The sequence below is a fragment of the Nocardia brasiliensis genome (assembly GCF_042691675.1).
Taxonomy (GTDB): domain Bacteria; phylum Actinomycetota; class Actinomycetes; order Mycobacteriales; family Mycobacteriaceae; genus Nocardia; species Nocardia brasiliensis_D.
In genome coordinates, this window is sequence record NZ_CP170507.1 from 2,671,473 (window position 1) to 2,698,423 (window position 26,951).

Here is a 26,951-nt window from a genome sequence, read left to right on the forward strand (position 1 = left end):
CTGGACGTGCTGCTCGGGCTGCTCGATCTGGAGCAGATGGACGAGGACGTCTTCGTCGGTCAGCACCCGGAGAAGGTGTGGAGTCGCACCTTCGGTGGTCAGCTCGTCGCGCAGGCGATCATGGCGGCGGGCCGCACGGTGGGCGACCGGCCGGTGCACGCGATCAACGCGCATTTCGTGCGCGGCGGCGACACCAAGAAGCCGATCGAGTACCGGGTGGACCGGCACCGCGACGGCCGCGCGTTCGCCAATCGCACAGTTACCGCGCTCCAGGACGATCAGGAGCTGTTCGTCATGCTCGCGGCGTTCCAGGACTGGAACAAGGGGCTCGAGCACGGGCACCCGCTGCCGGAAGTGCCGGACCCGGAGACGCTGCCTCGGGTGGAGGAGAGCTTCGAAGGCTTGGAAGACAAGCTGGAGATGTTCATCAAGGCGCCGCACCCGATCGACATGCGCTACACCAACGACCCGGCCTGGATTTTGAAGGGCACGGGGGAGCGGCTCAACCACAATCGGGTGTGGATGCGCACGGACGGAAAATTGCCCGACGACCCGCTGTTGCACGTCGCGACGCTCGGTTATTCGTCCGACACCACGGTGCTGGATTCGATCATCACCACGCACGGACTTTCCTGGGGACTCGACCGGATAGTCGCGGCGACGGTGAATCATTCGATCTGGTTCCACCGGCCGTTCCGATTCGACGAGTGGGCGCTCTACGCCACCGAATCCCCGGTTGCCTCGGGCTCGCGCGGCTTGGCCACCGGTCGCTTCTTCTCCCGCTCCGGTGAGCTGCTGGCCACCACCGTGCAGGAGGGGCTGATTCGGCACTTCCCGGCGCGGCAGCCCGCGGGCCAGGGGTGAGCACGCACCGATAACTACCGAGCCGACTTCCCGGTTGTCGATCCGCCGGGAAGTCGCTGCGGTGCAGTCGGATTCAGCGCGGTGCGGTGGATTCGGCGTTCAGTGGTGGTCCGTCAGATCCGTTCCCGCTCGATGTCGAGGTCGACGTCGGCGCGCTGCCTGGCGCGGATCGAGAACGGGATGTTCTGGCCCGGCTCGGTGCGCGCGACGCCGTAGATCCCGTGCAGCAGTTGCTGTTCCAGCCGCGCTGTGTCGGCGTCGGTGAGTTCGGTCGGCGCGCCGACCAGGCTGAGCGCGATCTCGTAGGTGCCGCGGTCGCCCGGCTCGTCGCCGGGATGTTCCATCCGCCACTGTGTTTCGAGCGTCACGTGGATCGGATCGTCGGTGTCCACCGGCAGCGTGAAGCGCCACGCGAACATTTCGCGGTCCTGCAGGTGGTCGTCCACGACCTCGCGCACGGTCTGGACGACTCGTTCGAGGGTTTCCGGTGTCACATACACATGGAGCGAAACATCCGAAATGCGTTTCGGCATGTCTATTCCTGTCGTGTGTCGAACCAGCAACGGCGGAAGTTGTTGTCCGCGGGAGTGTAATACCTTTGGCGCGAAAATGGACATAGCAGCCCTGCATTGCTGTGTCGGCAGCCCTATTGTCCGGTCCGGGAGCTACTTGATGCGGTGCGCCGCCAGGAAGGACGCCAGTGGTGCGTCGGCCGCGGCCGGCTCGATGACGAGGCCGGTGCGCTCGTCGGCGACCGGCCGGGACTGCTCGTAGGGCGCCAGCGCGAGCAGCAGCGGAACCAAGGCTTCGGCGATCTGATCGCTCACCTCGCAGTACGCCTGCTCGGACAGCCCGATCGGGTCGGCGATGTTCTCCCGGCCGACGAAGGCCAGATCGTTGCGGGCCTGATGTAGTTCGGCGATCGAGCGCGCACCGGTGACGTGCGCGATCCGGCGTGCTTCCAGCAGGGTGAAGGTGCGTGCGGCCACCCCGAAGCCCATTTCGCTGATCTGGTCGCGGATCTGCTGGGTCATGGCCAGCACCAGATCGGCGTTGTCGACCATTTCGTCCTTCAGCCGCCGTGCCTTGAAATCGCTGGGGTCCGCGCCGAGTCCGGCGATGGCTTGCGCGGCCAGCGGTTCGACCGGAAATCCCACCAGCGCACGCGTTCCGGCGCTTTCCGCGGTCAGGTTCGGCAGGGCGTGTTCGACCGCGAGCGCGCGGGTGAGGCGCTCGGCAATCACCGAACGGCAGACATTGCCGTTGCAGACGAACAGGACGTGCATACGAATACGGTAAACGTTCGATAACGCCGCCGATGTCCGAAAACCTCCGAAACGCCCTCGCTGGAGCAATATTCACCTGCAGGTCAGGTGCCGTACACGGACCTCCGCGCACAAAGGGTACGCGGTGAGGTGTACGTCGCATTCGCAAATGATCATGAGGAGTGTGTCCCCCTACACTTACCCTGCGCGCAGAGTATCGAAACACAAGGTTGTGATTGCCTCGTGATAGGACCGGGCGGCTACTCGAATTCGCTGCTGTAGTAAGTCTTTTCGTCGACCACCGGGGCGACCCTGGCCGGCTCGTCGCGCACCCGGCCCCGGGTGGAGAACATCCGGCCGCGCATGGGGATCACCGGAGCGAACCGGGTCACCCCGGTCGAGGCGGCCATGTCGTCGTACATCGCGTCGATCCCGCCGCGCATGAAGTACGCCTCGTGCCAGAACCCTGTGCCGCCGGAGTCCCGCAGAAACCGCTGCCACCAATCCCGATGCGGCGCCGACCGAGTCCACCGTTCCAGGCTGTCGAGATCGCGCCAGTACTGCCTGGCTCCCCAGTGCGGCGGAAACAGCGACCAGATCACGTCCTCGTGCGACAGCAGCCCATCCGGCCGATCCCGGTGCGAGCGATAGAGGTTCGGCCCGAGCCCGAGCAGCCGCAGCATCCCGCGCGGCTTGCGCACCCGCATCCCGAGATAGATGACAACAAGATCCGGATACCCACCCAGATCCACCGTCGTCCGGTTCACCCGCATCGCAACCTCCGCCGACGTCAGCGTTCTGCTGCCCGCCCTCCGTAGGTGAATACGAGCTGAGACCCCGAACAGTTCGATGCCACCAACAACTGCGGCTCAGCCCCGCACCCGAGTACACCCGACGTAGAACGCACGCGACTGCGCGCACCCCCCGATCGCCCCGCGACAGATCAACAATCACTCCCACACACACGCAACCACTGCAAGGGGGGTTCGGGGGGCGAAGCCCCGCCGAGCGGGGTCTGGGGGTCGCACCCCCAGTGTGATGACGAGACAACCCCGTCCGCGCGTTCCGCGGACAGGGTCGCCTGTTGTCGAGTGCCGAGTGTGGGACTCGAACCCACACGTCCTTTCGGACAACGGTTTTTGAGACCGTCGCGTCTGCCAGTTCCGCCAACCCGGCGCACCGGGGGGAAATGATAGCGGGTGGTGGGGGTCGGAAGCGAACTGGTTGCCTCCTTGGGCACGCAAGCGAGGTTTGCCCTGGGTATATGCGTTCTATGCCGAAGTGAAAGGTACTCTTTACATCACTCGATAGCGCGGTGGCGAGGTCGATGGTCGGCTAGTTGGACCAACGTCCAACCTTCGGCGGGTCGGGACAGGCATCTGAACCAGAGGGGTCTATCTATGAGCACAGCAGCAGGGGGCGCAAGCACGAAGCGCGACACGGGGGCAAAGCGGGTTGTCGTCGCCGAGGACGAAGCGCTCATCCGCATGGATCTGGTCGAGATGCTGACCGAAGAGGGCTATCTGGTGGTCGGCGAGGCGGGTGACGGCCAGCAGGCGGTGGACCTCGCGGTGGAGCATCGGCCGGATCTGGTCATCATGGATGTGAAGATGCCGCGCCGCGACGGTATCGACGCCGCCGCCGAGATCGCGTCGAAACGCGTTGCGCCGGTGGTGATCTTGACCGCGTTCAGTCAGCGCGACCTGGTCGAGCGGGCCCGCGACGCCGGCGCGATGGCCTATCTGGTGAAGCCGTTCACCAAGTCGGATCTGGTGCCCGCGATCGAACTCGCGGCCAGCCGCTTCCACGAGATCACCGCGCTGGAGAGCGAGGTGGCGAATCTGTCCGACCGCCTGGAGACGCGCAAGCTGGTGGAGCGCGCCAAGGGCGTGCTGATGCAGACGCAGGGTCTTTCCGAGCCGCAGGCGTTCAAGTGGATTCAGCGGACCGCAATGGACCGGCGCACTACCATGAAGGCGGTTGCCGAGGTCGTGCTGGAGAACCTCGCCCCCAAGTGACTTCCGCTTGCCTGCCGGGCGAGAATTTTACGCACGTGAAACTCGATCGTGAACAAAAATTCGACCCGATGTCGCTTTCATGACGCGAATGTGATGCGGAACTAACGTACCAACGCTATGTTCTGACCGGGCTGACGTGGTCGGCCTCCTCGGCGATCCCGGGGGAGCACAGGACTTAGAGGTGAAACGTGCTTAGTTCGACATGGCACAGTCGTACGACGCGAGGTGTTTTGGCTATCGGCGCTGCCGCCGCGCTGGTGCTGACCGGTTGTAGTGACAAATCGACCGACAACGGTTCGAACCCGTCCGGCACGGGCGGCGCGGCCGGCCTGTCCATCCAGCCGGTAGCGCAGGTAGACATCAACGGCAAAGAAGTTCCGAAGACCGATCCGGCCAAGGCCGCGGACCCCGCTGGTGACGGCAAGGCGACCTGCGCGCCGACCACGATCGCTTTTGCCGGCGCGTTGACCGGCCCGAACGCCGCTCTCGGGATCAACATCGACATGGGCGCCAAGCTGGCGTTCGACCAGCACAACAAGGCCAACCCCGGCTGCCAGATCACGTTGAAGTCGTTCGACACCGAGGGTGACCCGCAGAAGGCCACCCAGGTGATCCCGCAGATCGTCAACGACAGGTCGATCGTCGCCCTGCTCGGCCCCACCTTCTCCGGTGAGACCAAGGCGACCGGCAAGATCCTCAGTGACGCGGGCTTGGCCTCGCTGTCCTCCTCGGCCACCAATGCCACGCTCACCCAGAACGGCTGGACCAGCTTCTTCCGAGGTCTTGCCAATGACGACGTGCAGGGCCCATCGGTGGCGAAGTACCTTACCGGCACCGCGGGCTACAAGAAGGTCTGTGTCGTCCAGGACAACAGCGACTACGGCACCGGCCTGGCGAAGAGCATCACCGATGGCCTCGGCGCCGCCGCCGATCCCGGCTGCTCGTCCAGCGTCAAGACCGGTGACAAGGACTTCTCCGCGACGGTCACCAAGATCGCGTCGGCGAACGCGGACGCCGTCTTCTTCGCCGGTTACTACGCCGAGGGCGCGCCGCTCGCCCAGCAGCTGAAGTCCGGTGGCTTCAAGGGCGTCTTCGTCGGCCCGGACGGGGTCAACGATCCGCAGTTCCTGTCCCAGGCGGGCAGCGCGGCCAAGGGTGCGACGCTGACCTGCCCCTGTGGTCCCGCGCCGGAGAAGTTCGCGAAGGACTACAAGGCATTCAACGGCCAAGAGTCGGGTGTGTACTCGGTGGAGGCATACGACCTGGCCACGATCCTGGCCAAGGGCATCGACAGCGGCAAGGTGACTCGCCCTGACCTGCTCGAATTCGTCCGTAACTACGACGGTGCCGGTCTGGCGCGCCAGTACAAGTGGAGCCCCAACGGGGAACTGAGCAACGCGCTGATCTGGATCTACACCGTCAAGTAACCCATACACACGAGTCGCGCAGCACGTATCGGGGTTCGCGCGAATCCCGGTACGTGCTGCTGTTTCGTGAGGGCGAATGAATGAGGGCGAATTACGAATGACTTCCACTGCAATAGTCGGCGCAGTACAACTCGCCGACAGCTCGATCGACTTCAACTATCAAGGAGTGATCGACGATTTCTGGCGACTGACCGTCGACGGATTGTCCTACGGTGCGATCTACGCACTGGTCGCTGTCGGCTACACCCTGGTCTACGGCGTTTTGCGGCTTATCAATTTTGCCCATTCGGAAATATTCATGCTCGGCCTGTTTGGTCAGTATGTCGGGCTGATGTTGCTCGGATTTTCGCCGAGCGGTGATGTCTACTCGCAGGGCATCATCCTCACCATCACCTATCTGGCGTTGGCGATGATCTTCGGCATGGCGGTCTCCGGTGCCGCGGCTGTCGGATTGGAACGTGTCGCCTATCGGCCGCTGCGCAGGCGCGGCGCCAAGCCGCTGATCTTTCTCATCACCGCCATCGGCGCCTCCTTCGTGATCCAGGAGATCGTGCACTTCGTGCTGCCCAAGGTCTGGCCGGGCTTGGGCGGCACAAACGCCCAGAAGCCGATCATGCTGGTGGAGCCGACCAAGCAGTTCAGCTTCGGCGGTGCGGACATCACCAACATCACGATCGTGATCATCGTCGCCGCGGTGATCCTGGCGATCGTCACCGAACTGCTGATCAACCAGACCAAGTTCGGCCGCGGCATCCGGGCCGTGGCGCAGGACCCCGACACCGCGACGCTGATGGGCGTCTCGCGCGAACGGGTCATCATGCTCACCTTCCTCATCGGCGGTGTGCTCGCCGGTGCGGCCGCGCTGCTGTACGCGCTCAAGATTCCGAACGGGATCATCTACTCGGGCGGATTCATCCTCGGCATCAAGGCTTTCAGTGCCGCGGTGCTCGGCGGTATCGGCAACCTGCGCGGCGCGTTGCTCGGCGGGCTGCTGCTCGGTCTGGCGGAGAACTACGGTCAGATCCTGTTCGGCACCGAATGGCGCGACGTGGTCGCGTTCGTGGTGCTGGTGCTGGTCTTGATGATTCGGCCCACCGGCATTCTGGGTGAGAGTCTCGGGAAGGCGCGCGCATGAGCAACACATCAACCAAGCCCGCCGTCCCGCCCGCGCCGGAGCGACCGATGCACGGTGTCGGTGACGCCTTGCGCTCCTGGTGGGGTGGTCTGTCCCGGCCGGCCCAGTGGGCCGTCGGTATCCCCGCCATCATCGCGTTGGCGTTGCTCCCGCTGTTCCCGCCGCCGTTCCTGGATACCCCGGGCACCAGTTTCGGCGGTGTCATGGCGCAGTTCGCCATGTACGCCCTGCTTGCCATCGGCTTGAATGTCGTTGTCGGACAGGCTGGTCTGCTCGACCTCGGCTACGTGGGCTTCTACGCCGTCGGTGCCTATACGGTCGGTCTGCTCACCAGCCCGAACAGTCCGTGGAATCAAACCGACGGCGGCTGGCTGAGCGAAGACTGGGCGTGGCTGGCGTGCCTACCACTGGCCGCGGCGGTCACCGCGATGTCCGGCTTGATCCTCGGTACCCCGACGCTTCGGCTGCGCGGTGACTATCTGGCGATCGTGACGCTCGGCTTCGGCGAGATCGTCCGGTTGCTCGCCGACAACCTCGGCGATGTGACCAACGGGAGCCTCGGCTTGTCCGGTATCGCCTACCCACATGTCGGCGAGTCGGCCGAGCGACCCAACGGCATCTTCTCCTCCGGCAATGTCGGCGACGCGGATTCCGCGAACATCTTCGACAAGGCCAACGCCGGGACCTGGTGGTTCTGGATCGGCATGGTGCTGGTGATCCTCACCCTGCTGATCGTCGGCAACCTCGAGCGCAGCCGGGTCGGCCGGGCCTGGGTCGCGATCCGCGAAGACGAGGACGCGGCCGAGGTCATGGGCGTGCCCGCGTTCAAGTTCAAGCTGTGGGCCTTCACGATCGGTGCGGCGGTCGGCGGGCTGTCCGGCGCGCTGTACGCGGGCCAGGTGCAGTTCATCAACCCGACCGGGTTCAACATCATCAACTCGATGTTGTTCCTGTGCGCGGTGGTCATCGGCGGGCAGGGCAACAAGCTCGGCGTGATCGTCGGGGCGTTCGTCATCGTGTATCTGCCGAACCGGCTGCTGTCGGTGCAGGCGGTCGGGCAGACGGCGGTCGGCTGGATCTCACTCGGCTGCACCGTAGCCCTCATCGTCGCGCTGATCGTGGTGTGGCGCAGGTGGGCTCGTAATCAGGAACGTCCGATCAAACTCGGCTATCTGGCTGCGGCGGCCGTGCCGGTGATCGTGATGCTCGTCGTGCTCAACAACGTGCTCAGGTTCCAAGCGCCCGGCGCACAGTCGCTCGGTGACTACAAGTATCTGTTCTTCGGGATCACGCTGATGGTGCTCATGATCTTCAAACCGCAGGGCCTCTTCCCGGTCCGGCAGAAGCTGCTCGCCTACGGGCGGCAGGTATATCAAGCCGTGCGTAAGCCGTTCGGCGACGAGACGATCGGAGAGACCCGATGACCGGGCCTGGCGCGGGTGGCGCGCTGTTCGACAACGAGGACATGGCCGCCGGCTATGTGGCGGAACCCGAAGCGGCGCCCAGTGCCGGTGTGGTCGACCTGACCGCGGTGATTCCGGACCTGGCCGACGCGGAGACGGTGGCGGAGGTCGTCGCCTCCAGCCGCGAGATCGAGACGGCCGTCGGTGAGCCGCTGCTGCGCACCGAGGAACTGACGGTGAAGTTCGGTGGTCTCACGGCTTTGGACGCGGTGAGCTTCGAGATCCGCCGCGGCGAGATCCTCGGGCTCATCGGGCCCAACGGGGCCGGAAAAACCACCTGCTTCAACGCGATCACCGGTGTCTACCGTCCCTCCTCGGGAACGGTGTATTTCGATGGCGCGCCGCTGACGAAGACCAAGCGCAATGCCATCACCCGGCTCGGTATCGCCCGCACCTTCCAGAACATCCGGCTCTTCAACGAGATGACCGCGTTGGAGAACGTGGTGGTCGGCACCGACGCCAGGCATCGAACCTCGGTGCCGGGCGCCATCTTCCGGACCGCGCGGCATCGCCGCGAGGAACGCGACGCGATCGAGCGGGGCATGGCGCTGCTCGAATTCGTCGGCATCGCCCCGAAGGCGGTGGAGAAGGCGCGCAACCTCTCCTACGGCGATCAACGCCGGTTGGAGATCGCCAGGGCGCTGGCCACCGAGCCCAAGTTGCTGTGTCTGGATGAGCCCGCCGCCGGTTTCAATCCGAGCGAGAAGTCGGCGCTGATGGATCTGATTCGCAAGATCCGCGATGACGGGTTCACGGTGCTGCTGATCGAGCACGATATGCGCCTGGTCATGGGCGTGACCGACCGAATCGTGGTGCTGGAGTTCGGCCGCAAGATCGCCGACGGACTGCCCGCGGATATCCGGGAAAACCCCGCGGTGGTCGCCGCCTATCTCGGTGTGCCCGACGAGGACACCGAGTCGGGGACGGCAAGCGCGCACGGGACGGACGGGTAGGAGCGGCGATGGTATCGAACAAAGAACCAGGCACCGGCGAGCAGACCGTCGGTCTGGCAAAGAGCGGCACGGACGCACTGCTCGAGGTCGAGGACATGGTCGTCAACTACGGCAGAATTCAAGCGCTGCACGGGATTTCGCTGCGGGTGGCACCGGGCGAGCTGGTGACCTTGCTCGGCGCGAACGGCGCGGGCAAGACCACCACCATGCGCGCGCTGTCCGGGCTGCTGCCGTTGACTCGCGGCCGGGTCATCTTCGAAGGCCGCGACATCACCCACATGAAGGCGCACGAGCGGGTGGGTGAAGGGCTGATCCAGGCGCCGGAGGGCCGGGGTGTCTTCCCCGGCATGACGGTGCAGGAAAACCTCGACATGGGTTGCTACGGAAGGCCGTTCAAGCAGAAGGCGGAGTACAGCCAGACGCTCGAGTGGGTGTTCGAGTTGTTCCCGCGCATGTCGGAACGGCGCAAGCAGGTGGGCGGCACCCTGTCCGGTGGTGAGCAGCAGATGCTGGCCATCGGGCGGGCGCTGATGGCCAGGCCGCGACTGCTGTTGCTGGATGAGCCGTCGATGGGCTTGGCGCCCATGATCATTCAGCAGATCTTCCGGATCATTTCGGAGATCAACCAGCAGGGCACCACGGTGCTGCTGGTCGAGCAGAACGCCCAGCAGGCGCTCTCGCGCAGCAGCCGCGCCTACATCATGGAGACGGGCGAGGTGACCAAGACCGGCTCCGGCGCGGAGTTGCTCACCGATCCCGCGGTCAAGTCGGCCTACCTGGGCGTCGGCTAGTCCAGCGGTAAACCCCAGTGCCGCAAGGCCGTCCTCGAGGCATGATCATGACCATGAGTGGTCACGATGAGCTGATGGGTCTGGCCGAGCGGTACTGGGATTCCTTCCTGGAAGCCAAACCGAGTGATGCGACGTTGCTCGGCGACCGGCGGTTCGACGATCGCATCGAGGACCTGTCCGTCGCGGCCGAAGAGCGGTTGCTCTCGACCTGGCGCGCACTGCTGCGTCAGGTCGAGGCACTCGACGCCGAACCGCTCGACCAGACCGACCGCATCACCCGCAGCCTGCTGCGCACCGAATTGACCAATGCGGTCGAGCGGCTGGAGTGGCGGCCGCTGGAGATGGCCGCCGACCAGATGGAGGGCGTGCACGCCTATGCGCTGACGCTGGCGCCGCAGACCAACGCGCCGCAGCCGGCGAACGCGCTCGCGCTCGTCCAGCGGTACCGGCAGTTCGGCACCATGCTGAGCCAGGCCGTCGCGCGGTTCCGGGACGGCCTCGCCGCGGGCCGGGTGCCCGCGCGGATCACCATCGAGCGGTCGCTGAACCAGCTCGACGGATACCTGTCCTCGGAGCTGTCCGAAGATCCGTTCGTCACCCTCGCCGGTCCGCCGGACTGGGCCGGTACGGCCGACTGGCGCGCCGAATTGACCGAGGTGGCACGGGAAGTCATCCGCCCGGCGTTCCAGAGTTACCGAGAAACGCTGTTCGACGAGCTGCTGCCGGTGAGCCGTCCCGACGACAAGCCGGGTCTGTGCTGGCTCGGTGCGGACGGCGAGGACATCTACCGCCGCCAGCTGCGCTACCACACCACCCTGCCCGACCTCGGCGCCGACGAGATCCACGAACTCGGGCTGACCGAGCTCGCCGCGCTGCGCGAGGAATACGCGACCATCGGCGAGCGGCTGTTCGGCACCGCCGACCTCGGCGAGATCTTCGGCAGGCTGCGCGACGATCCCGCGCTGCGCTACGCCGACGGCGAGCAGATCATGTTCGACGCCCGCCGGGCACTCACCTCGGCGACCGCCGAAATGGGCAACTGGTTCGGCAGGCTGCCCAAGGAATCGTGCGACATCGTGCCGGTGCCGGAATTCCTCGCCGCGGACGCGCCCGCGGCCTACTACTTCGCCCCCGCCGCGGACGGTTCCCGGCCCGGGACCTATTTCGTCAACCAGTACCACCCCACCGGTCGCGGGCAGTTCGAGACGGCCTCGGTGGCCTTCCACGAGGCCATTCCCGGCCATCACCTCCAGCTCACCATCGCCAACGAGCTCGACCACCTGCCGCGCTTCCAGCGGCATTCCTACGCGAACACCGCGTTCGTCGAGGGCTGGGCGCTCTACACCGAGCGGCTCGCCGACGAAATGGGCTTGTACGAGGACGATCTGGGGCGGCTCGGGATGCTGTCGGGCGATTCGTGGCGATCCTGCCGCCTGGTCGTCGACACCGGTCTGCACGCGAAAGGCTGGAGCAGGCAGCAGGCGATCGACTTCATGGTGGCCAACGCGCCGGTCGGTATCGCCGAGATCACCACCGAGGTGGACCGCTATATCGCCATGCCGGGGCAGGCGGTCGGCTACAAGATCGGTCAGCTGGAGATCCGGCGGCAGCGGTTGGCGGCCACCGAGCGGCTCGGCAGCGCCTTCGACATCAAGGCCTTCCACGATGTGGTGCTCGGCTCCGGCTCGGTCAGTTTGCCGGTGCTGCGGGAGCTCGTCGCGACGTTGTGAGTGCGCGTGGCGGCGTCGCACCGCCGTAGTTACCTACGTCACTGTGCGGCGCGGTCGGCACCCGACGGGGTCGGCGCGGGTGTCGGCGTATCACCTTGTCGGTGGCGGTCCCTAGACTCTTGGGCGTGAGTTCACCCACGACCGCTCAGCGTCCCGCCACCGTGTCCGGCTCCAGCGAATCCGCACCGGGAGACCGGCCGACTCTGCTGTTGCTGGACGGGCATTCGATCGCCTATCGCGCGTTCTTCGCGCTACCGGCGGAGAACTTCAAGACGGTCACCGGGCAGACCACCAACGCGGTGTACGGCTTTACCGCGATGCTGATCAACCTGCTGCGCGACGAGAAGCCGAGCCACATCGCGACGGCCTTCGACGTGAACCGCAAGACGTTCCGCGTCGAGGCGTACCCGGAGTACAAGGCGAACCGCAGCGCCACCCCGGACGAATTCCGTGGGCAGGTCGAACTCACCAAGGACGTGCTCGGCGCGATGGGCATCCCGGTGATGGCGATCGAGGGCTTCGAAGCCGACGACATCATCGCCACGCTCACCACGCAGGCGGTGGCCCAGGGCTTCCGGGTGCTGATCGTCTCCGGTGACCGCGATGCCATCCAGTTGGTCAACGAGAACGTGACCGTGCTCTACCCGCGCAAGGGCGTCTCCGATCTGACCAGGTTCACCCCCGACGAGGTGTTCGCCAAGTACGGGCTCACTCCGGCTCAGTACCCGGACTACGCGGCCCTGCGCGGCGACCCCAGCGACAATCTGCCCGGCATTCCCGGCGTCGGCGAGAAGACCGCGGCCAAGTGGATTCGCGAATACGGTGACCTGAACGCACTCGTCGACAAGGTGGACGAGGTGAAGGGCAAGGTCGGCGACGCGCTGCGCGCCAACCTGAGCAACGTGGTGCTCAACCGTCAGCTCACCGAGATGGTCCGCGACGTGCCGCTGCCCTACACGCCGGACCAACTGGCGCAGGCGCCGTGGGACCGCAACAAGATCCATCAGCTCTTCGACGATCTGGAGTTCCGCGTGCTGCGGGACCGGTTGTTCGAGACGCTGGCCCCGAAGGAGCCGGAGGCCGAGGCGGGCTTCGAGATCAGCGGTGGCGCGCTGGAGGTGGGCGCGGTGGCCGACTGGCTCGCCGAGCACGCGAAAGCCGGTGCCCGGCAGGGCGTCTCGATCGTCGGCTCGGGCACGCCCGGCGGTGGCGACGTGCGCGCGCTCGCCATCGCGGCGGCCGACGGCGAAAGCGGCTACATCGACGTCTCCGTGCTGACACCGGAAGACGAAGCGGCGCTCGGCGCTTGGCTCGCCGACCCGGCCGTGCCGAAGGCGCTGCACGAGGCGAAGGCCGCCATGCACGCGTTGCGCGGGCGCGGCTGGACCCTCGGCGGACTCACCAGCGATACCGCGCTGGCCGCCTACCTGGTGCGTCCCGGCCAGCGCAGCTTCAACCTCGACGACCTTTCGCTGCGTTACCTGCGCCGCGAACTACGGGCCGAGACCAACGAGACCCCGCAGCTCTCGCTGCTCGACGACGAGGACACCGTCGACGCCGAAGTCGCGCAGACCGAAATGCTGCGCGCCCGGGCCGTCGCCGACCTCGCCGCCGCGCTGGACACCGAGCTCGAGCAGATCGAATCCGTCCCGCTGCTCGAGGACATGGAGCTGCCGCTGCTCAGCGTGCTCGCCGACCTGGAGGACGCGGGCATCGCGGTCGACACCGACCAGCTGGAGACCTTGCAGCGCCAGTTCGCCGACAAGGTGACCGAGGCGGCCAACGCGGCCTACGAGGTGATCGGCAAACAGATCAACCTCGGCTCGCCCAAGCAGCTGCAAGTGGTGCTGTTCGACGAGCTGGACATGCCGAAGACCAAGCGCACCAAGACCGGCTACACCACCGACGCCGATGCGCTGGAATCGCTGTTCGAGAAGACCGAGCACCCGTTCCTGCAGCATCTGCTCGAACACCGCGACGCCACCAGACTGAAGGTGACCGTCGACGGCCTGTTGAAGTGTGTCGCCGACGACGGGCGCATCCACACCACGTTCAACCAGACCATCGCCGCCACCGGTCGGCTCTCGTCCACCGAGCCGAACCTGCAGAACATCCCGATCCGCACCGACACCGGCAGGCAGATCCGCGACACCTTCGTCGTCGGCTCGGGCTACCAGTCGCTGATGACCGCGGACTACAGCCAGATCGAGATGCGCATCATGGCGCATCTGTCCGCCGACGAGGGCCTGATCGAGGCGTTCAATTCCGGGGAAGACCTGCACACCTTCGTGGCGTCCAAGGCGTTCGACATCCCGATCGCCGAGGTGACCCCCGAACTGCGCCGCCGGATCAAGGCGATGTCCTACGGTCTCGCCTACGGCCTGAGCTCCTACGGCCTTGCCGCGCAGCTGAAGATCAGCACCACCGAGGCCAAGGAGCAGATGGACGTCTACTTCGCGCGCTTCGGCGGCATCCGCGACTACCTGTACGAGGTGGTCGAGCAGGCCCGCAAGGTCGGCTACACCTCCACCCTGTTCGGCCGGCGTCGCTACCTGCCCGACCTGGATTCCAGCAACCGACAGCGCCGCGAGGCCGCCGAGCGGATGGCCCTCAACGCCCCGATCCAGGGCACCGCCGCCGACATCATCAAGGTCGCGATGATCAACGTGCACAAGGCGATCCAGGAGGCCGGCCTGCGCTCCCGGATGCTGCTGCAGATCCACGACGAATTGCTGTTCGAAGTCGCCGACGGCGAGCGGGAAACCCTGGAAGCCCTCGCCCGCGAACAAATGTCGGCCGCCATCCACCTCTCGGTACCCCTGGACGTCTCGGTCGGCACCGGCCGAAGCTGGGATAACGCCGCACACTGAGCCCCCCGGTCTACATCACACCAAAGCCCGCCCGCCGCGCGCCTTTTCGCAGACCGCGCACGAATTCGCTAGCTGTTTCGTGCGCGGCGGGATAAGTCGTGCGCGCGGCGGGTCGGGGCGTTGGCAAGTCGTTAAGGCTGGTGGCGGATGAGGCGGGCCGAGCCGGAGGTGAGGTCTACTTCGTCGCGCGGGGGTGCGCCGTCGGACTTGTCTTCCTTGTGCATCAGCGTTGTCAGCCGTTGCTCGAACTCGTACTGCTTGGACCCCTGGAAGACGGCGGTCACTTCCTCGAAGCCGGTGGCCGAGATCGGACTACCGGAGCGTTCGCGCGTCCACGGCAGGATCCGGCTGCCGGTGAGCCTGTTCCACAGCACCTCGGCGAAGGCGACGACGATGAGCAGGATGGCCAGACCGGGGATGGTCATGGCGAGGAGAGCACCCATGGCACCGAAGGTACGCGGCTGCGCGGCCGCCGGGCCTGAGCTGGGTAAACAATACTCGCCAGTAGACAAAACGGGCAGTAAATGTGGTTGCTATTGCGCCGAGATGTCCCTATCCTCAAGCGCGTGCCGAATCCCGCCGACCGCCACAGCGCAGCGCTCAACGTCGCAGACCGCGACAGCGTTGTGCTACTTCCGCTTACCGCGATGGTGGCGCAGCGGCGACTTCTCGTAGTAACCCGCCGTAGCGGGGTCTGATTCGGACCGGCCCCCTCGCTGCGGGCTGAATGACTTGTTAGTGCTGGTCCCCTCTGTCAACTGAGCCACGACATTCCTCGGGAAGACCTACTTTCAATGACAATCCTCACTCTCGATACCCACACGTTCCATGCCGCCGCGCCCAAGGGCCTGCGCGCCGAAAGTGCCGGTCTCACACCGGCCCAATTCCACCACCGCTATTGCGAACACACCGGGCCGATCCGGCTCAACGACTGGTCGCCAGCGGGTAGCCGGTCCGCGGATTTCGCCGTCACGCTGGAGTTCGCCGACCACCTGCGCACGGTCGTCGCCTCCGGCAGCCTCGTCGCGGCAATGACCTCCGCCCTCTACGAGGAGGGCTACCACGTCGAGATTCTGCAGTTCCACCAGCGCAAAACCGGCGAAGGCACCGCGACCTTCGTGCAGTGCGAATGCAACGGCAGGCGCGGCTGGGGTGCGGCACTGGCCGACGACGGCGCCGAATCGACGGTTCGCGCGATGATCGCCGGCGTCAATCTGCTCGGTAGCTGAGAACCGAAACAAGGGCCGTCCCTCTCCGATGAGAGGGACGGCCCTTGCGGTTCGACGCGGCGAGTTACTGCTCGGCGTTGGCCTGCTCGGCGAGCTGCTTGCGCACCTCGTCCATGTCCAGTTCCTTCACCTGGGTGACCAGGTCCTCCAGCGCGGCGGGCGGCAGCGCGCCGGGCTGCGCGAAGACCAGCACGCCCTCGCGGAACGCCATGATGGTCGGGATGGAACGAATATTGGCGGCGGCCGCGAGCCCCTGCTGGGCTTCGGTGTCGACCTTGCCGTGCACGACATCGGCGTGCTTCTCCGAAGAGGCCTCGAAGGTGGGTGCGAAGCTCTTGCACGGGCCGCACCAATCAGCCCAGAAATCGACGAGTACCACGTCGTTTCCGGTGACTACCTCGTCAAAATTCTGTTCGGTCAGCGTCTGGGTGGCCATGACGTCCTCTCGTATTCGGTATGCCAGCTGTAACGCCGGCCGTTGTCTTTATCTTCCACGGCCGCGGCGGCCAACGGATGCCGAGTCGGGTTGTTGTCCTCAATGAGGTCTTCCCCGGCAGAGGCGGGCTGACACCCCCTGATTCGGCCGACTACACCCCCCGGTCTCCAGGAAATAGCGGTCACCGCCCGACTGGGTGGGGCGGTGCGCGGGCACGCGCGGCTCGACGCGAGGATGGTGCGGTGAACGACGCGAATGCGCAGCGGATGCGGCTCGGACTCATCGACGGGGACGGCATCGGCCCCGAAGTGGTGCGCGCCACCCGGCAGGTCGTCGACGAGGCGGTGTCGGCGGTGGGCGCCGCGCCGATCGAATGGGTGCCGCTGCTCATGGGCCATCGAGCCATCGAGGAGTACGGCGATCCGCTGCCGGAGCAGACCCTGACCGCGCTCGACGACGTGCACGCCTGGCTCCTCGGCCCGCACGACAATGCCTCCTACCCGGCGAAATACCGCACCGCGGTCGCGCCGGGCGGCACCATCCGCAAGCGATTCGGCCTGTACGCCAACATCCGCCCGGCCCGGGCATTCGCCGGCGTGCACGCGGCGGCGCCGAAGATCGACCTGGTAATCGTCCGGGAGAACAGCGAAGGTTTCTACGCCGATCGCAATATGTTCGCCGGATCGGGGGAGTTCCGGCCGACCGAGGACGTGGCGATGGCGGTCGGCGTGGTGACCCGGCAGGCGTGTGAGCGAATCGCGCACGAGGCGCTGCGGCTCGCCGCGATGCGTCGCAATCGACTCACCATTGTGCACAAGGCCAACGTGTTGCCGATGACCATGGGCCTGTTCCGTGACGTTTGCTATGAGATTGCCCACGCCTATCCAGGAGTGCGGGTCGACGACGAACACGTCGACGCCACCGCCGCACATCTGGTCCGCGCCGCCGCCGACTACGACGTTTTGGTCACCGAAAACCTGTTCGGCGACATCCTCTCCGACCTCGCGGGCGAGCTGAGCGGCTCGCTCGGCCTGGCGGCTTCGCTCAACTGCTCGGCCGAACACGCCATGGCACAGGCCGTGCACGGCGCCGCGCCCACCCTCGCCGGGCATAACCGCGCGAATCCGGCCGCTCTGCAACTGTCGTCGGCAATGTTGTTGCGCTGGTTGGCAACTCGCGCGGCAGGCGGTACCCTCGGGCACGCCGCGGAGCGTATCGAACGAGCCGTCGCGGCCACCTTCGAGGCGGGCATCGCGACCGCGGACCTGGGCGGACTCGCATCGACCAGTGAGTTCACCGAACAGGTTTGTGCTAGGGTCCACCGCCGGTAGTCAGAGTGTGGTAGCTCGGAGTGTTCAGCAAGGAACGGATCAATCTTCCGTTACTGTCCAGCACGAAGCGTCTCGGTCGCTTAGATTGCCAACGGGTGGTGACACCCGGGTTTCTTGAATCCGAAATGTGGAGGGCTGCTGTGTCTGTTCGATCGGTTCTTGGCAGGCGCGCCCTGCAGGCGATGTGCGTACTCGCCGGAGGCGCACTTGTCCTGACGGGCTGTAGTAATACCGAAGACTCCGGACCTGCCGTGGAGAAGGTGCAGGGTGTCGAGAAAGTCGACGCGATCGCGGCGCAGCTCCCCGACAAGATCAAGCAGTCCGGCAAGCTCACTGTCGGCGTGAACATCCCGTACCAGCCCAACGAGTACAAGGACCCGAGCGGCAAGATCATCGGGTACGACATCGACCTGATGGACGCCGTCGCCGCCACCCTGGGCGTCAAGGCCGAATACGTCGAGTCCGCCTTCGAGAAGATCATTCCCGCGATCCAGGCCGGTACCTACGACGTGGGCGCGTCGTCGATCACCGACTCGAAGGAGCGGGAGAAGGAAGTCGACTTCGTCACCTACTACAGCGCGGGCATCCAGTGGGCGCAGCAGAAGGGCAAGCCGGTCGACCCGAACAACGCGTGCGGCAAGCGCGTTGCCGTGCAGGCCACCACGGTGGAGCACACTGAAGAGGTACCGGCCAAGAGCGCGAAGTGCGTGGCCGAAGGCAAGCCCCCCATCGATATGAAGGCCTTCGATGAGCAGAGCGCCGCGACCAACGCCGTCGTGCTGGGCCAGGTCGACGCGATGTCGGCGGATTCTCCGGTGACCGCGTACGCGATCAAGCTGAGCGAGGGCAAGCTCGAAAAGGCCGGTGCCGCTTTTGAATCCGCTCCCTACGGCTACGCGGTTCCGAAGGGCTCGCCGCTGGCCGCCGTGCTGCAGAAGGCGGTGCAGCACCTGATCGACAACGGAAAGTACCTGGAGATCGCGAAGAATTGGGGCGTCGAGGAAGGCGCGATCACCAAGTCGGTTATCAACGGTGCCGTGAGCTGATCGATGACTTCGAACGAAACCAAGCCGGAGCCCGGCGATCCCGGGCCCGGTATGGCAGACCTGTCCGGTGAGCCGGAACCGATCAAAGCGGTTCCGCTGCGCAGGCCGGGGCGGTGGATCGCCGCCGTGCTCATCCTGGTGCTCGTCGGGCTTTTCCTCTACGGTGCCGCGACCAACCCGGCCTATCGCTGGGAGATCTACGCGAAGTACCTGTTCGACAGCCGGATCGTCGCCGGTGCGGTGGTCACCCTCGAGCTGACCGTGCTCGCCATGGCGATCGCCGTCTCGCTGGGCACGGTGCTCGCGGTAATGCGGCTTTCGCCGAACCCGGTGCTGCGCGCGGCGGCCTGGGTATATCTCTGGATCTTCCGTGGCACGCCGGTGTATGTGCAGTTGGTGTTCTGGGGCCTGTTCCCGTCGCTGTATACGACGATCGTGCTCGGCGTCCCGTTCGGCCCGCATCTGCTGGAGCTGGACATCCAGCACCTGCAGGCGGCATTCACCTTCGCGGTGATCGGCCTCGGCCTCAACGAGGCCGCGTACATGGCCGAAATCGTCCGTGCCGGAATCAATTCCGTCGGTGAAGGACAGCGCGAGGCCTCGACGGCGCTCGGCATGTCCTGGAGTCTGACGATGCGCCGGACCGTACTGCCGCAGGCCATGCGGGTGATCATCCCGCCGACCGGCAACGAGCTGATCGGCATGTTGAAAACCACGTCGCTGGTCACCGCGATCCCGCTCAGCATCGACCTCTACGGCCGGGCCCGTGACATCTCCGCCGTGAACCTGCGCCCGATCCCGCTGTTGCTGGCCTCGGCCACCTGGTACCTCGCGATCACCAGCGTGCTGATGGTCGGGCAGTTCTACCTGGAGCGGTACTACTCGCGCGGCCTGTCCCGGCAGCTGACCGGCAAGCAGCTACAAGAGCTCGCCGATGCCCAGACGATTGTGAAGGCCAAATGAGTGCGGACGTGAGCCTCGATAAAGACGCTCTTCCGATGATCGTCGCCGACCGGGTGTGCAAGAACTTCGGCGCGTTGCAGGTGCTCAAGGGTGTCTCGCTGGAGGTCGGCCGCGGCGAAGTGCTGTGTGTCATCGGGCCGTCCGGCTCGGGCAAATCCACCTTCCTGCGCTGCATCAACCACCTCGAGCAGGTGAATGCCGGTCGGCTCTATGTGGACGGCGAGCTCGTCGGCTACCAGGAGAAGAACGGCAAGCTCTACGAGCTGCACCCGCGCGAGGCCGCCCGGCAACGCCGCGAAATCGGCATGGTGTTCCAGCATTTCAATCTGTTCCCGCACCGCACCGTGCTGGAGAACGTGATCGAGGCACCGACCCAGGTCAAGAAAATCCGCAAGGCCGAGGCGGTGACCAGGGCGCAGGAGCTGCTGGACCGAGTCGGCTTGGCGGAGAAGGCGAACGCCTACCCGGCGCAGCTGTCCGGCGGACAGCAGCAGCGCGTCGCCATCGCCCGCGCGCTGGCGATGGACCCGAAGCTGATGCTGTTCGACGAGCCGACTTCGGCCCTGGACCCGGAGTTGGTCGGCGAGGTGCTCGCGGTTATGCGTGAGCTCGCCGAGTCGGGCATGACCATGGTCGTGGTCACCCACGAAATGGGTTTCGCCCGCGAGGTCGCCGACAAGCTGGTCTTCATGGACGCCGGTGTGATCGTCGAAGCGGGAGCGCCCCGCGACCTGCTCGCCAACCCCAAACACGAACGCACCCGAGCGTTTCTGTCCCGCCTCCTCTGACACACGGCGCACACACCCATTCCGCAGGCCGCACACCGTGTGTACCGGGTGTGCGGCTGACGGAAAGGGTGTGCGGCTGGGTTGTTTCAGGTCGGGCGAAGGGCGATGCGTAGTTGACCCAGAAGGACTTTCGCCGCGGGGGTGCCTGGGCGGTCGGTGCGCCAAACCAGGGCGAGTCTGCCGTGGAGTTCGGGCTGGACGATGCGGACGGTGCGCACGCCGAAAGCTGTTGCTTCTTCAGCGGTGAGCGCAGGTACCACGGCGATGCCGAGTCCGCGCGCGGCAAGCTGGAGCAGTAGTGGGGGCGCTGCGGCTTCGAAGGCGATATTCGGCGTGAAACCGACTGCGGCGCAGGAGCGTTCGAAGACGCCGCGGATGCCGGTGCCGGGCGGCAGACAGATCAGTGGGTGGTCGCGCAGTGCGGTGAGCGGGATTTCGTCGCCGTGCGTCCGATCGTCGGCCGCCACGGCGGCGACCACCGCCGTTTCCAGCACCACATCGAGGCCGATGCCGGAATCCATTGGACCGCCGGACAACCCGATCAAAGCGATGTCGAGGTCGCCGCGGCTCAGTGCCGCGAGCATCCGTTCGGAGGTGTCCTCGGTGAGACTGATGCCGACCTCCGGGTGATCGTCGTGGAAGTCCGCCAGCACGGCGGCGACATCGAATTCCTCGGTGGCGGCACCGGAGATGAGGCCGATGCGAACATGCCCGCGCAGCAGACCGGTGAATTCGTCGACCGTCTGGGTGATCCGTTCGGTAGCCGCGAGTGCGGCGCGGGCGTGCTTCAGCACCGCCGTCCCGATCTCGGTGGGCGTCACCGTGCGGCCGCCGCGGTCGAGCAGCTGCTGACCGAGCTCGCGTTCGAGCTGCCGGATCTGCGCGCTCAACCCGGGTTGTGCCAGGTGCAGGCGCGCGGCGGCGCGGGTGAAGTTGGCTTCCTCCACCACGGTGACGAAATAGCGGAGCTGACGCAGTTCCATAACTATCAATTCTAGAGTCGAGAAGATCTATCTGTTGTACTTCTGGCTCGGCGGCGAGCATCGTCGGAGTCATGGGAAACAACGCAGCACACAACATCGACATCGACACCTTCACCGGCCCGGTCTTCCGTCCGGGCGACGCTGGATACAAGGAGGAGATCGCGGGCTTCCAGACCGCCTACACGCACCGGCCCGCCCTCGTCGTCGGCGCCGTGCACGCCGAGGACGTCCGCGCCGCAGTGGAATACGCTGCGCGCCAGAATCTTCCGGTTTCGGTGCAGGCGACCGGTCATGGGCTGTCGGTCGCGGCGGATGAGGGAGTGCTGATCAGCACCCGCCGGATGACCGCCGTCGAGATCGACCCGGCCGCCCGGACCGCACGCATCGGCGCCGGAGTGCGCGCGGGCGCCCTGGTCGAGACCGCCGCAGGGCACGGGCTCGCACCGCTGAACGGTTCCTCGCCCTCGGTCGGCGTGGTCGGCTATTTGCTCGGTGGCGGGATCGGGCTGCTGGCAAGGCAATTCGGCTACGCGGCGGAGCAGGTGCGCGCCGTCGAGCTGGTCACCGCCGACGGGCGGGTCCGCAGGCTCGTCCCCGGCGACGAGCTGTTCGGTGCCGTGCTCGGCAGTGGCGGCAACTTCGGTGTAGTGACCGCGGTCGAGCTCGCCCTGCTGCCCGTCACCGAGGTGTACGGCGGACAATTGGTATTCGACACTCCGCTGGTCGAGCAGGCGCTGGAGGTCTGGCGGCAATGGACCGCAACGGTTCCCGACGAGCTGACTTCCACTGTCGCCACGCTGACCTTCCCCGACATTCCGCAGGTACCCGCGGCGCTGCGCGGCCGCTATGTGGCGTCGTTCCGCATCGCGTACAACGGTTCCGCCGAGGCGGGTGAGCGGCTGGTGGCGCCGCTGCGTGCGGTGGGCGACCGGCTGAAGGACGACCTGCGCACGATGCCCTACACCGAATCGCACACCATCCACAGCGACCCCGACCACCCGCACGCCTACGCCGCCACCAACGCGCTACTCAGCAACCTCACCGGCGAAACATTGTCCGCCTTGCGCGCTGCGGCGGGACCGGGTTCCGACGCCGTCGTCGACATCCGTCACCTCGGCGGCGCACTGGGCGCGCCGAGCCGGACCGGCACCGTCGTCGACCACCGCGATGCCGCCTACCTCGTTCGCGTCATCACCGACCCCGACGACGCCACCGCCGCCAAGGACAAGATCCGCGCCGCCCTCGCCCCCTGGACCATCGGCCACAGCCTCAACTTCCTCTACGGTGCGGGCGCCGAAGCCGACGAGGCCCAAACCCGCGTCGGATACGCCCCCGACACCTACACCCGCCTCGCCGCCCTGAAGGCAAAGTACGACCCGCACAACGTGTTCCGCTTCAACCGCAACATCCGCCCCGCTGCGAACTGAGCCGCTGTCGCGCCCTCGCGAACCTCCGCCGAGATTCGCGGGAGCTTCCGGTAGTGCCGATCGCGGTATCGGTCTGCTAGCCTAGTGATATCACTTTGATACTTGGAGGATGTCATGAAGCTTCGGCCCGCATTACACGTCAACGGCTTCTTGGTGCTGGTGGCGTGGCTGGTGCTCACCCTTGTGTTCGGTGGCGTAGCCGCGTGGGGCTACCTCGCGATGGCGCGGGATCAGAACGTGCCCGCCCTGATCGGCGCGATCGTCGCCACCTTCCTGGTGCTCGTGCTGCTGCTGGCGGCGACCGGTCTGATCATCGTGAACCCGAACGAAGCCCAAGTGGTGCAGTTCTTCGGCCGCTACATCGGCTCGGTGAGCGAGCCCGGCTTCTACTCGGTGCTCCCGCTGACCGACCGTCGCCGGATCTCGTTGCGGGTGCGTAACTTCGAGACGCAGAAGCTGAAGGTCAACGACGCCGACGGCAACCCGGTCGAGATCGCCGCCGTGGTGGTGTACCGCGTGGTCGACAGCTTCAAGGCCGCGTTCTCCGTCGACGACTACGAGGAGTACGTGCAGACCCAGTCCGAGGCCGCGGTCCGGCACCTGGCCACCACGCACCCGTACGACTCGCACGACGCCACCCGCACCAGCCTGCGGGACGGCGCCGAGGTGGCCGAGGAACTCACCGTCGAGTTGCGCGACCGCACCGAGTTGGCGGGCATCGAGGTCCTGGAGGCCCGCATCACCCACCTCGCCTATGCCCCGGAGATCGCCCAGGCCATGTTGGTCCGCCAGCAGGCCGCCCAGGTGGTCGCCGCCCGCACCCAGATCGTCGAGGGCGCGGTCGGCATGGTCAGCCTCGCGCTGGAGCGGCTCACCGAGCAAGGCGTAGTCGAATTGGACGAGGAGCGCCGCGCGGCAATGGTTTCCAACCTCTTGGTAGTCCTCTGCGGCGACCGGGCCACCCAGCCCGTCGTGAACGCCGGCTCCCTCTACAACTGAGCGCCGAAGCTTATGGCTGAGCGCAAAAAGCTGCTGCTACGGCTCGACCCGGCCGTCCATGAGGCCATCGCCAAGTGGGCGGCCGACGACCTGCGCAGCATCAACGCCCAAATCGAGTACGCCATCCGGCTAGCTCTCGAACAAGCAGGTCGCAAGCCGAAATAGCCGCATCAACGGACGGGTCCGGGCCCGTCCTTCTTCTTCGAACGGGACATAATGGAGGGCTTACTCGCACTTTCGCGCAGCGGTGTCCCGTTCGGCGAGCAGGGCGATGTAGGTGGCCAGGTGGGTGCTGGCGGCGAGCATGGCGTGGCCTCGGTGGGTGAGGCGGGCTCGCCATTCGTCTAGGACGTGGGCTAGGTCGGGGGAATTGCCTGCGGCGCGTAGGTGATCTATGAAGAGTTTGATGCGGGGGAGGGGGTAGCCGCCGCGGCGGAGTTGGTTGGTTACGTGGGCGTCGCGGACTACGTCGGGTGGGTAGATGCGGTAGCCGGTCGCTCGATCGCGGTGTGGGCGCAGGATGCCCGCGGCTTCCCATTTGCGCAGGGACGCGGGGTGGATGCCGACGCGATGTGCCAATTCGCCGATAGTCATTGCGGCGGAGCGGTTCTCGGTGGGGGCCGGGTCGGTGGAGAGGGCGTCGAGGGCGGCGGCGACCTCGTCGAGGGTGCGGCGTTCGTGCAGGAGATCGGCGTGCGCCTGATCGATGAGACGGAACATCGTCGCTTCGTCCGGTCGATGCGCGGCGCGCAGAATGGCGGCGGACGTCTGATGTCCGTAGCCCTGACGCAGGGCGAGGAAGGCGCGCAGCGCTTGCGCGTGTGCCTCGGTGTATCGGCGGTATCCGGCGTCGCTGCGTTCGGCGGGCGGGAGGATCCCGTCGTCCTCGTAATTGCGGACCGCCTGGGTGGACAGACCGTGTTCGTGCGCAAGGTCGGCGGGCCGAAGAGCTCGTGCTGGCATCTCTCTATTTTGAAGGTTTGAGCCGCTTATAGCAGCGAAACATTGGAAAAGTGCCAACCGAGTGTTCAACGATACGGTCGAAGGTGTCGATCGGAATTCGAGAAAGGCACCTCATGACCAGGCAACTCTCCCTTCGCGACATCGCCGTCGATCTCGGCACCGACAGCACCGAACTCGGCGTCGGCGTCGGCCGCTTCCTCGGCACGCTCGAACACCCGCCCGTCCTCCTCGGTCTCGGTGAGCCGACGCACGGCGTCGAGGCGTTCCCCCAATTCCGCAACCAACTGCTGGAGTACTTGGTCGAGCAGCAGGGGTACCGCGCCATCGCTCTCGAAAGCGATTGCCTCGCAGCGGTTGTCGTGGACGACTACGTGCGGACCGGTGCGGGCGACCTGGACGAGGTCCTCGCCACCGGGTTCAGCCACGGCTTCGGCGCGGCTCCGGCCAATCGAGAGTTGGTCATCTGGCTGCGTGAGCACAACGCGGGCCGCGATCCCCGCGATCAGGTGCGGTTCTACGGCTTCGACGCACCACTCGAAATGGCCGCCGCCCCCAGCCCGCGCGCCGCGTTGCTCGGCGCGCACGAGTATCTGCGCGAGCACCTGCCCGTGGGCCGCGTCCCGCACGACCGCGCCACCCTCGACGCGCTGCTCGGAGCCGATGCCGACTGGTCCAACCCCGCCGCCATGTACGACGCGGCGGACTCCATCGGCGACACCGACAACGCGCGCGCACTGCGCTTGGCCGCCGACGACATCGTGGCCCGCTTCGAGGCACACGCGCCCGGTCTGCGACAAGCCAGCTCGGACAACGACTTCGAGCGCGCACTGATGCTCGCCAGGGCGGCGCACGGCCTGCTGCGCTACCACGCGCAGATGGCGCAGCCGGGACCGGAACGGTTCAGCCTGCTGACCGGCTTGCGCGACGCCATGATGGCGGAGAACCTGCTCGCCATCGCCCGCGTGCAGGCGCACCAGGGACCGTGCCTCGTTTTCGCCCAGAACGCCCACTTGCGGCGCACCGAGTCCGCCATGCGTTTCGGCATCATGGACGTGCGCTGGTGGAGCGCGGGCGCGCTGATCGCGCCGGTTCTCGGCAGGGGCTACGCGTTCATCGCCGTCGACTGCGACCGGTGGGCGGACAACCCCGCGGTTCATGGACAACCGCACGACTTCCAGGCCCTGCTCGGGGACGCCACGCAGAGCCGGGCGCTGTTTCCGGCGCGCCCGTTGGCTGCGGCCTTGGCCGGACAGGCGGTGTCCGCACGCGTCTCGGCGGATCAGCGATACGCCCCGTTCGACCCCGCCGGGCTCGACGGCGCCGACGGCATCGTCTTGCTCGGGTCGATCTAGCGGGGCTTCTCGGTGACGAAAATGGCGGTGCCGGGGAAGATTTCGCCGCGTAGCGGGCTCCACTGACCCCACTCGCGCTCCAGCCACTCGGGCCAGTCCGGTTCGACGAGGTCGACCAGCAGCAGCCCCGCGCCGACGATTTCCCGGACCCGGTCGCCCATCGTGCGGTGGTGTTCGACGTAGGTCGGCTCGCCCTCGCTGTCGACCTCCACATAGGGCGTGCGATCGAAGTACGGGATGGCGGCGGTGAGCCCGGCCGGGCCGGGATCGTCGGGGAAGATCCAGCGCATCGGATGGTTCACCGAGAACACCCAGCGGCCGCCGGGTCGCAGCACCCGGGCCACCTCGCGCATCACCTGCGCGGAGTCGGCGACGAACGGGATCGCGCCGAACGCCGAGCAGGCCAGGTCGAATGTTTCGTCGCCGAACGGCAGCGTCTCGGCCCCGGCCTGGATCAGCGGCACCTGCGGGCCGCCCCGCTCCATCGCCGCCCGGCCGCGCGCCAGCATCCCGATCGACAGATCGAGCCCCACCGGATGCGCGCCCTGCCCGGCCAGCCAGCGCGAGCACGGCGCCGAGCCGCACCCGATTTCCAGGATCCGCTTGCCCGCGACGTCGCCGAGGAATCGCATATCACCCTCGTGCAGGCCCTCCGGGCACCAGACGAACTCACCGGCTGGGGAATCGACACCCAGAAAATCGGCATGCGTCTCGTGATATTGACCCGCGTCGGCGTCCCACCAGCGGCGGCTGGCCTGCTGGCTCGCGGCCGAGTCGATCCGGGTTCGCGCGGTTCCCGCGGTTCCGAGCAGTGTGTTTGCCTCTGCATGGCGATCTTCCGACACGCCGTCAGCGTATCCCGGCGTGGCGGCCGGACCGGTTTGCCCGGCCGGACCAAGGTCGCGTACGCTGAACGCG

26 protein-coding genes and 1 tRNA gene are annotated in these 26,951 nt (G+C 66.5%); 18 read left to right on the forward strand and 9 right to left on the reverse strand.

From position 1 onward, the window contains the following. Positions 1-36: 36 nt before the first annotated feature. On the forward strand, positions 37-864 hold the full coding sequence (locus tag ACFK0J_RS12505; protein WP_378742787.1) for an acyl-CoA thioesterase: 828 nt from the start codon (positions 37-39) through the stop codon (positions 862-864). A gap of 113 nt (positions 865-977) precedes the next feature. Here ACFK0J_RS12505 and ACFK0J_RS12510 read toward each other — a convergent pair whose 3' ends face one another. From ACFK0J_RS12510 to ACFK0J_RS12525, 4 genes are all read right to left on the reverse strand, one after another. Further along, entirely contained in the window at positions 978-1,397 is a 420-nt protein-coding gene (locus tag ACFK0J_RS12510) for a hypothetical protein (protein ID WP_378739594.1), read from the reverse strand. Between the two features lie 132 nt (positions 1,398-1,529). After that, positions 1,530-2,150 carry a low molecular weight phosphatase family protein gene (locus ACFK0J_RS12515; protein ID WP_378739596.1) on the reverse strand — a complete coding sequence of 207 codons (621 nt, stop codon included), beginning with the start codon at positions 2,148-2,150 and terminating at the stop codon, positions 1,530-1,532. A 239-nt stretch (positions 2,151-2,389) separates the two neighbouring features. Continuing rightward, the gene (locus tag ACFK0J_RS12520; RefSeq protein ID WP_378739598.1) at positions 2,390-2,902 is read right to left on the reverse strand and encodes a monooxygenase family protein; all 513 of its coding nucleotides are present in this window, start codon (positions 2,900-2,902) and stop codon (positions 2,390-2,392) included. A gap of 319 nt (positions 2,903-3,221) precedes the next feature. Then, a tRNA-Leu gene (locus ACFK0J_RS12525) sits at positions 3,222-3,305 on the reverse strand. 224 nt (positions 3,306-3,529) lie between these two features. Here ACFK0J_RS12525 and ACFK0J_RS12530 point away from each other — a divergent pair. The 8 genes from ACFK0J_RS12530 to polA all read left to right on the forward strand — a co-directional run bounded on the left by ACFK0J_RS12530 (position 3,530) and on the right by polA (position 14,516). Beyond that, complete coding sequence (locus ACFK0J_RS12530; RefSeq protein WP_218476065.1) at positions 3,530-4,147, forward strand: ANTAR domain-containing response regulator; 618 nt, start codon at positions 3,530-3,532, stop codon at positions 4,145-4,147. Positions 4,148-4,377: 230 nt separating this feature from the next. Further along, positions 4,378-5,574: a branched-chain amino acid ABC transporter substrate-binding protein gene (locus tag ACFK0J_RS12535; RefSeq protein WP_378739600.1), complete on the forward strand. Its 1,197-nt coding sequence runs from the start codon at positions 4,378-4,380 to the stop codon at positions 5,572-5,574. 97 nt (positions 5,575-5,671) lie between these two features. Beyond that, on the forward strand, positions 5,672-6,709 hold the full coding sequence (locus ACFK0J_RS12540; RefSeq protein WP_378739602.1) for a branched-chain amino acid ABC transporter permease: 1,038 nt from the start codon (positions 5,672-5,674) through the stop codon (positions 6,707-6,709). A gap of 47 nt (positions 6,710-6,756) precedes the next feature. Next, complete coding sequence (locus tag ACFK0J_RS12545; RefSeq protein ID WP_378742789.1) at positions 6,757-8,133, forward strand: branched-chain amino acid ABC transporter permease; 1,377 nt, start codon at positions 6,757-6,759, stop codon at positions 8,131-8,133. After that, on the forward strand, positions 8,130-9,125 hold the full coding sequence (locus ACFK0J_RS12550) for an ABC transporter ATP-binding protein (RefSeq protein WP_378739604.1): 996 nt from the start codon (positions 8,130-8,132) through the stop codon (positions 9,123-9,125). The genes ACFK0J_RS12545 and ACFK0J_RS12550 overlap by 4 nt, the downstream gene beginning before the upstream one ends. A gap of 95 nt (positions 9,126-9,220) precedes the next feature. Beyond that, the gene (locus ACFK0J_RS12555; RefSeq protein WP_378742791.1) at positions 9,221-9,916 is read left to right on the forward strand and encodes an ABC transporter ATP-binding protein; all 696 of its coding nucleotides are present in this window, start codon (positions 9,221-9,223) and stop codon (positions 9,914-9,916) included. A gap of 53 nt (positions 9,917-9,969) precedes the next feature. Next, entirely contained in the window at positions 9,970-11,646 is a 1,677-nt protein-coding gene (locus tag ACFK0J_RS12560) for a DUF885 domain-containing protein (RefSeq protein ID WP_378739606.1), read from the forward strand. A gap of 161 nt (positions 11,647-11,807) precedes the next feature. Further along, on the forward strand, positions 11,808-14,516 hold the full coding sequence (polA, locus tag ACFK0J_RS12565) for a DNA polymerase I (RefSeq protein WP_378742793.1): 2,709 nt from the start codon (positions 11,808-11,810) through the stop codon (positions 14,514-14,516). Between the two features lie 131 nt (positions 14,517-14,647). On the opposite strand, the gene ACFK0J_RS12570 is transcribed toward polA, so the two are convergent. Beyond that, entirely contained in the window at positions 14,648-14,959 is a 312-nt protein-coding gene (locus ACFK0J_RS12570; RefSeq protein ID WP_378739608.1) for a DUF6191 domain-containing protein, read from the reverse strand. Between the two features lie 351 nt (positions 14,960-15,310). Between ACFK0J_RS12570 and ACFK0J_RS12575 the strand changes: the two genes are divergently transcribed. Further along, positions 15,311-15,745, forward strand: coding sequence for a 2-keto-3-deoxygluconate kinase (locus tag ACFK0J_RS12575; RefSeq protein ID WP_378739610.1), 435 nt, complete (start codon positions 15,311-15,313; stop codon positions 15,743-15,745). Between the two features lie 64 nt (positions 15,746-15,809). On the opposite strand, the gene trxA is transcribed toward ACFK0J_RS12575, so the two are convergent. Then, entirely contained in the window at positions 15,810-16,181 is a 372-nt protein-coding gene (gene trxA / locus ACFK0J_RS12580; RefSeq protein ID WP_378739612.1) for a thioredoxin, read from the reverse strand. A 266-nt stretch (positions 16,182-16,447) separates the two neighbouring features. Between trxA and ACFK0J_RS12585 the strand changes: the two genes are divergently transcribed. The 4 genes from ACFK0J_RS12585 to ACFK0J_RS12600 all read left to right on the forward strand — a co-directional run bounded on the left by ACFK0J_RS12585 (position 16,448) and on the right by ACFK0J_RS12600 (position 20,309). Then, complete coding sequence (locus ACFK0J_RS12585; RefSeq protein ID WP_378742795.1) at positions 16,448-17,512, forward strand: isocitrate/isopropylmalate dehydrogenase family protein; 1,065 nt, start codon at positions 16,448-16,450, stop codon at positions 17,510-17,512. A 182-nt stretch (positions 17,513-17,694) separates the two neighbouring features. Then, on the forward strand, positions 17,695-18,558 hold the full coding sequence (locus tag ACFK0J_RS12590) for an ABC transporter substrate-binding protein (protein ID WP_378742797.1): 864 nt from the start codon (positions 17,695-17,697) through the stop codon (positions 18,556-18,558). Positions 18,559-18,609: 51 nt separating this feature from the next. Further along, on the forward strand, positions 18,610-19,521 hold the full coding sequence (locus tag ACFK0J_RS12595; RefSeq protein WP_378742799.1) for an amino acid ABC transporter permease: 912 nt from the start codon (positions 18,610-18,612) through the stop codon (positions 19,519-19,521). A gap of 35 nt (positions 19,522-19,556) precedes the next feature. Beyond that, on the forward strand, positions 19,557-20,309 hold the full coding sequence (locus tag ACFK0J_RS12600; RefSeq protein ID WP_378742801.1) for an amino acid ABC transporter ATP-binding protein: 753 nt from the start codon (positions 19,557-19,559) through the stop codon (positions 20,307-20,309). 86 nt (positions 20,310-20,395) lie between these two features. Here the strand turns inward: ACFK0J_RS12600 and ACFK0J_RS12605 are convergent, their stop codons facing one another. Next, the gene (locus ACFK0J_RS12605) at positions 20,396-21,292 is read right to left on the reverse strand and encodes a LysR family transcriptional regulator (protein ID WP_378739614.1); all 897 of its coding nucleotides are present in this window, start codon (positions 21,290-21,292) and stop codon (positions 20,396-20,398) included. 71 nt (positions 21,293-21,363) lie between these two features. Here ACFK0J_RS12605 and ACFK0J_RS12610 point away from each other — a divergent pair, with 71 nt between their 5' ends. The 3 genes from ACFK0J_RS12610 to ACFK0J_RS12620 all read left to right on the forward strand — a co-directional run bounded on the left by ACFK0J_RS12610 (position 21,364) and on the right by ACFK0J_RS12620 (position 23,883). Further along, entirely contained in the window at positions 21,364-22,719 is a 1,356-nt protein-coding gene (locus tag ACFK0J_RS12610) for an FAD-binding oxidoreductase (RefSeq protein ID WP_378739616.1), read from the forward strand. Between the two features lie 114 nt (positions 22,720-22,833). Further along, a complete protein-coding gene (locus ACFK0J_RS12615) occupies positions 22,834-23,718 on the forward strand; it encodes an SPFH domain-containing protein (protein ID WP_378739618.1) in 885 nt (294 codons plus the stop codon). A 12-nt stretch (positions 23,719-23,730) separates the two neighbouring features. Then, on the forward strand, positions 23,731-23,883 hold the full coding sequence (locus ACFK0J_RS12620; protein ID WP_141717931.1) for a toxin-antitoxin system HicB family antitoxin: 153 nt from the start codon (positions 23,731-23,733) through the stop codon (positions 23,881-23,883). 60 nt (positions 23,884-23,943) lie between these two features. Here ACFK0J_RS12620 and ACFK0J_RS12625 read toward each other — a convergent pair whose 3' ends face one another. Then, positions 23,944-24,681, reverse strand: a complete 738-nt coding sequence (locus ACFK0J_RS12625) for a MerR family transcriptional regulator (protein ID WP_378739620.1) — start codon at positions 24,679-24,681, stop codon at positions 23,944-23,946. 113 nt (positions 24,682-24,794) lie between these two features. On the opposite strand from ACFK0J_RS12625, the gene ACFK0J_RS12630 reads away from it, so the two are divergent. Next, positions 24,795-26,033 carry an erythromycin esterase family protein gene (locus ACFK0J_RS12630; RefSeq protein WP_378739622.1) on the forward strand — a complete coding sequence of 413 codons (1,239 nt, stop codon included), beginning with the start codon at positions 24,795-24,797 and terminating at the stop codon, positions 26,031-26,033. Here the strand turns inward: ACFK0J_RS12630 and ACFK0J_RS12635 are convergent. Further along, positions 26,030-26,878, reverse strand: coding sequence for a class I SAM-dependent methyltransferase (locus tag ACFK0J_RS12635; protein ID WP_378739625.1), 849 nt, complete (start codon positions 26,876-26,878; stop codon positions 26,030-26,032). The genes ACFK0J_RS12630 and ACFK0J_RS12635 overlap by 4 nt on opposite strands. Positions 26,879-26,951 lie beyond the last annotated feature (73 nt).

Excerpts from the sequence above, each read along its gene's own strand:
- ACFK0J_RS12505 (WP_378742787.1), top strand. The coding sequence starts at position 37 with ATGGACGAGGACGTCTTCGTCGGTCAGCACCCGGAGAAGGTGTGGAGT.
- ACFK0J_RS12510 (WP_378739594.1), bottom strand. The coding sequence starts at position 1,397 with ATGCCGAAACGCATTTCGGATGTTTCGCTCCATGTGTATGTGACACCG.
- ACFK0J_RS12515 (WP_378739596.1), bottom strand. The coding sequence starts at position 2,150 with ATGCACGTCCTGTTCGTCTGCAACGGCAATGTCTGCCGTTCGGTGATT.
- ACFK0J_RS12520 (WP_378739598.1), bottom strand. The coding sequence starts at position 2,902 with ATGCGGGTGAACCGGACGACGGTGGATCTGGGTGGGTATCCGGATCTT.
- ACFK0J_RS12530 (WP_218476065.1), top strand. The coding sequence starts at position 3,530 with ATGAGCACAGCAGCAGGGGGCGCAAGCACGAAGCGCGACACGGGGGCA.
- ACFK0J_RS12540 (WP_378739602.1), top strand. The coding sequence starts at position 5,672 with ATGACTTCCACTGCAATAGTCGGCGCAGTACAACTCGCCGACAGCTCG.
- ACFK0J_RS12545 (WP_378742789.1), top strand. The coding sequence starts at position 6,757 with ATGCACGGTGTCGGTGACGCCTTGCGCTCCTGGTGGGGTGGTCTGTCC.
- ACFK0J_RS12550 (WP_378739604.1), top strand. The coding sequence starts at position 8,130 with ATGACCGGGCCTGGCGCGGGTGGCGCGCTGTTCGACAACGAGGACATG.
- ACFK0J_RS12555 (WP_378742791.1), top strand. The coding sequence starts at position 9,221 with ATGGTCGTCAACTACGGCAGAATTCAAGCGCTGCACGGGATTTCGCTG.
- ACFK0J_RS12560 (WP_378739606.1), top strand. The coding sequence starts at position 9,970 with ATGAGTGGTCACGATGAGCTGATGGGTCTGGCCGAGCGGTACTGGGAT.
- ACFK0J_RS12570 (WP_378739608.1), bottom strand. The coding sequence starts at position 14,959 with ATGGGTGCTCTCCTCGCCATGACCATCCCCGGTCTGGCCATCCTGCTC.
- ACFK0J_RS12575 (WP_378739610.1), top strand. The coding sequence starts at position 15,311 with ATGACAATCCTCACTCTCGATACCCACACGTTCCATGCCGCCGCGCCC.
- trxA (WP_378739612.1), bottom strand. The coding sequence starts at position 16,181 with ATGGCCACCCAGACGCTGACCGAACAGAATTTTGACGAGGTAGTCACC.
- ACFK0J_RS12585 (WP_378742795.1), top strand. The coding sequence starts at position 16,448 with ATGCGGCTCGGACTCATCGACGGGGACGGCATCGGCCCCGAAGTGGTG.
- ACFK0J_RS12590 (WP_378742797.1), top strand. The coding sequence starts at position 17,695 with ATGTGCGTACTCGCCGGAGGCGCACTTGTCCTGACGGGCTGTAGTAAT.
- ACFK0J_RS12595 (WP_378742799.1), top strand. The coding sequence starts at position 18,610 with ATGGCAGACCTGTCCGGTGAGCCGGAACCGATCAAAGCGGTTCCGCTG.
- ACFK0J_RS12600 (WP_378742801.1), top strand. The coding sequence starts at position 19,557 with ATGATCGTCGCCGACCGGGTGTGCAAGAACTTCGGCGCGTTGCAGGTG.
- ACFK0J_RS12605 (WP_378739614.1), bottom strand. The coding sequence starts at position 21,292 with ATGGAACTGCGTCAGCTCCGCTATTTCGTCACCGTGGTGGAGGAAGCC.
- ACFK0J_RS12610 (WP_378739616.1), top strand. The coding sequence starts at position 21,364 with ATGGGAAACAACGCAGCACACAACATCGACATCGACACCTTCACCGGC.
- ACFK0J_RS12615 (WP_378739618.1), top strand. The coding sequence starts at position 22,834 with ATGAAGCTTCGGCCCGCATTACACGTCAACGGCTTCTTGGTGCTGGTG.
- ACFK0J_RS12620 (WP_141717931.1), top strand. The coding sequence starts at position 23,731 with ATGGCTGAGCGCAAAAAGCTGCTGCTACGGCTCGACCCGGCCGTCCAT.
- ACFK0J_RS12625 (WP_378739620.1), bottom strand. The coding sequence starts at position 24,681 with ATGCCAGCACGAGCTCTTCGGCCCGCCGACCTTGCGCACGAACACGGT.
- ACFK0J_RS12630 (WP_378739622.1), top strand. The coding sequence starts at position 24,795 with ATGACCAGGCAACTCTCCCTTCGCGACATCGCCGTCGATCTCGGCACC.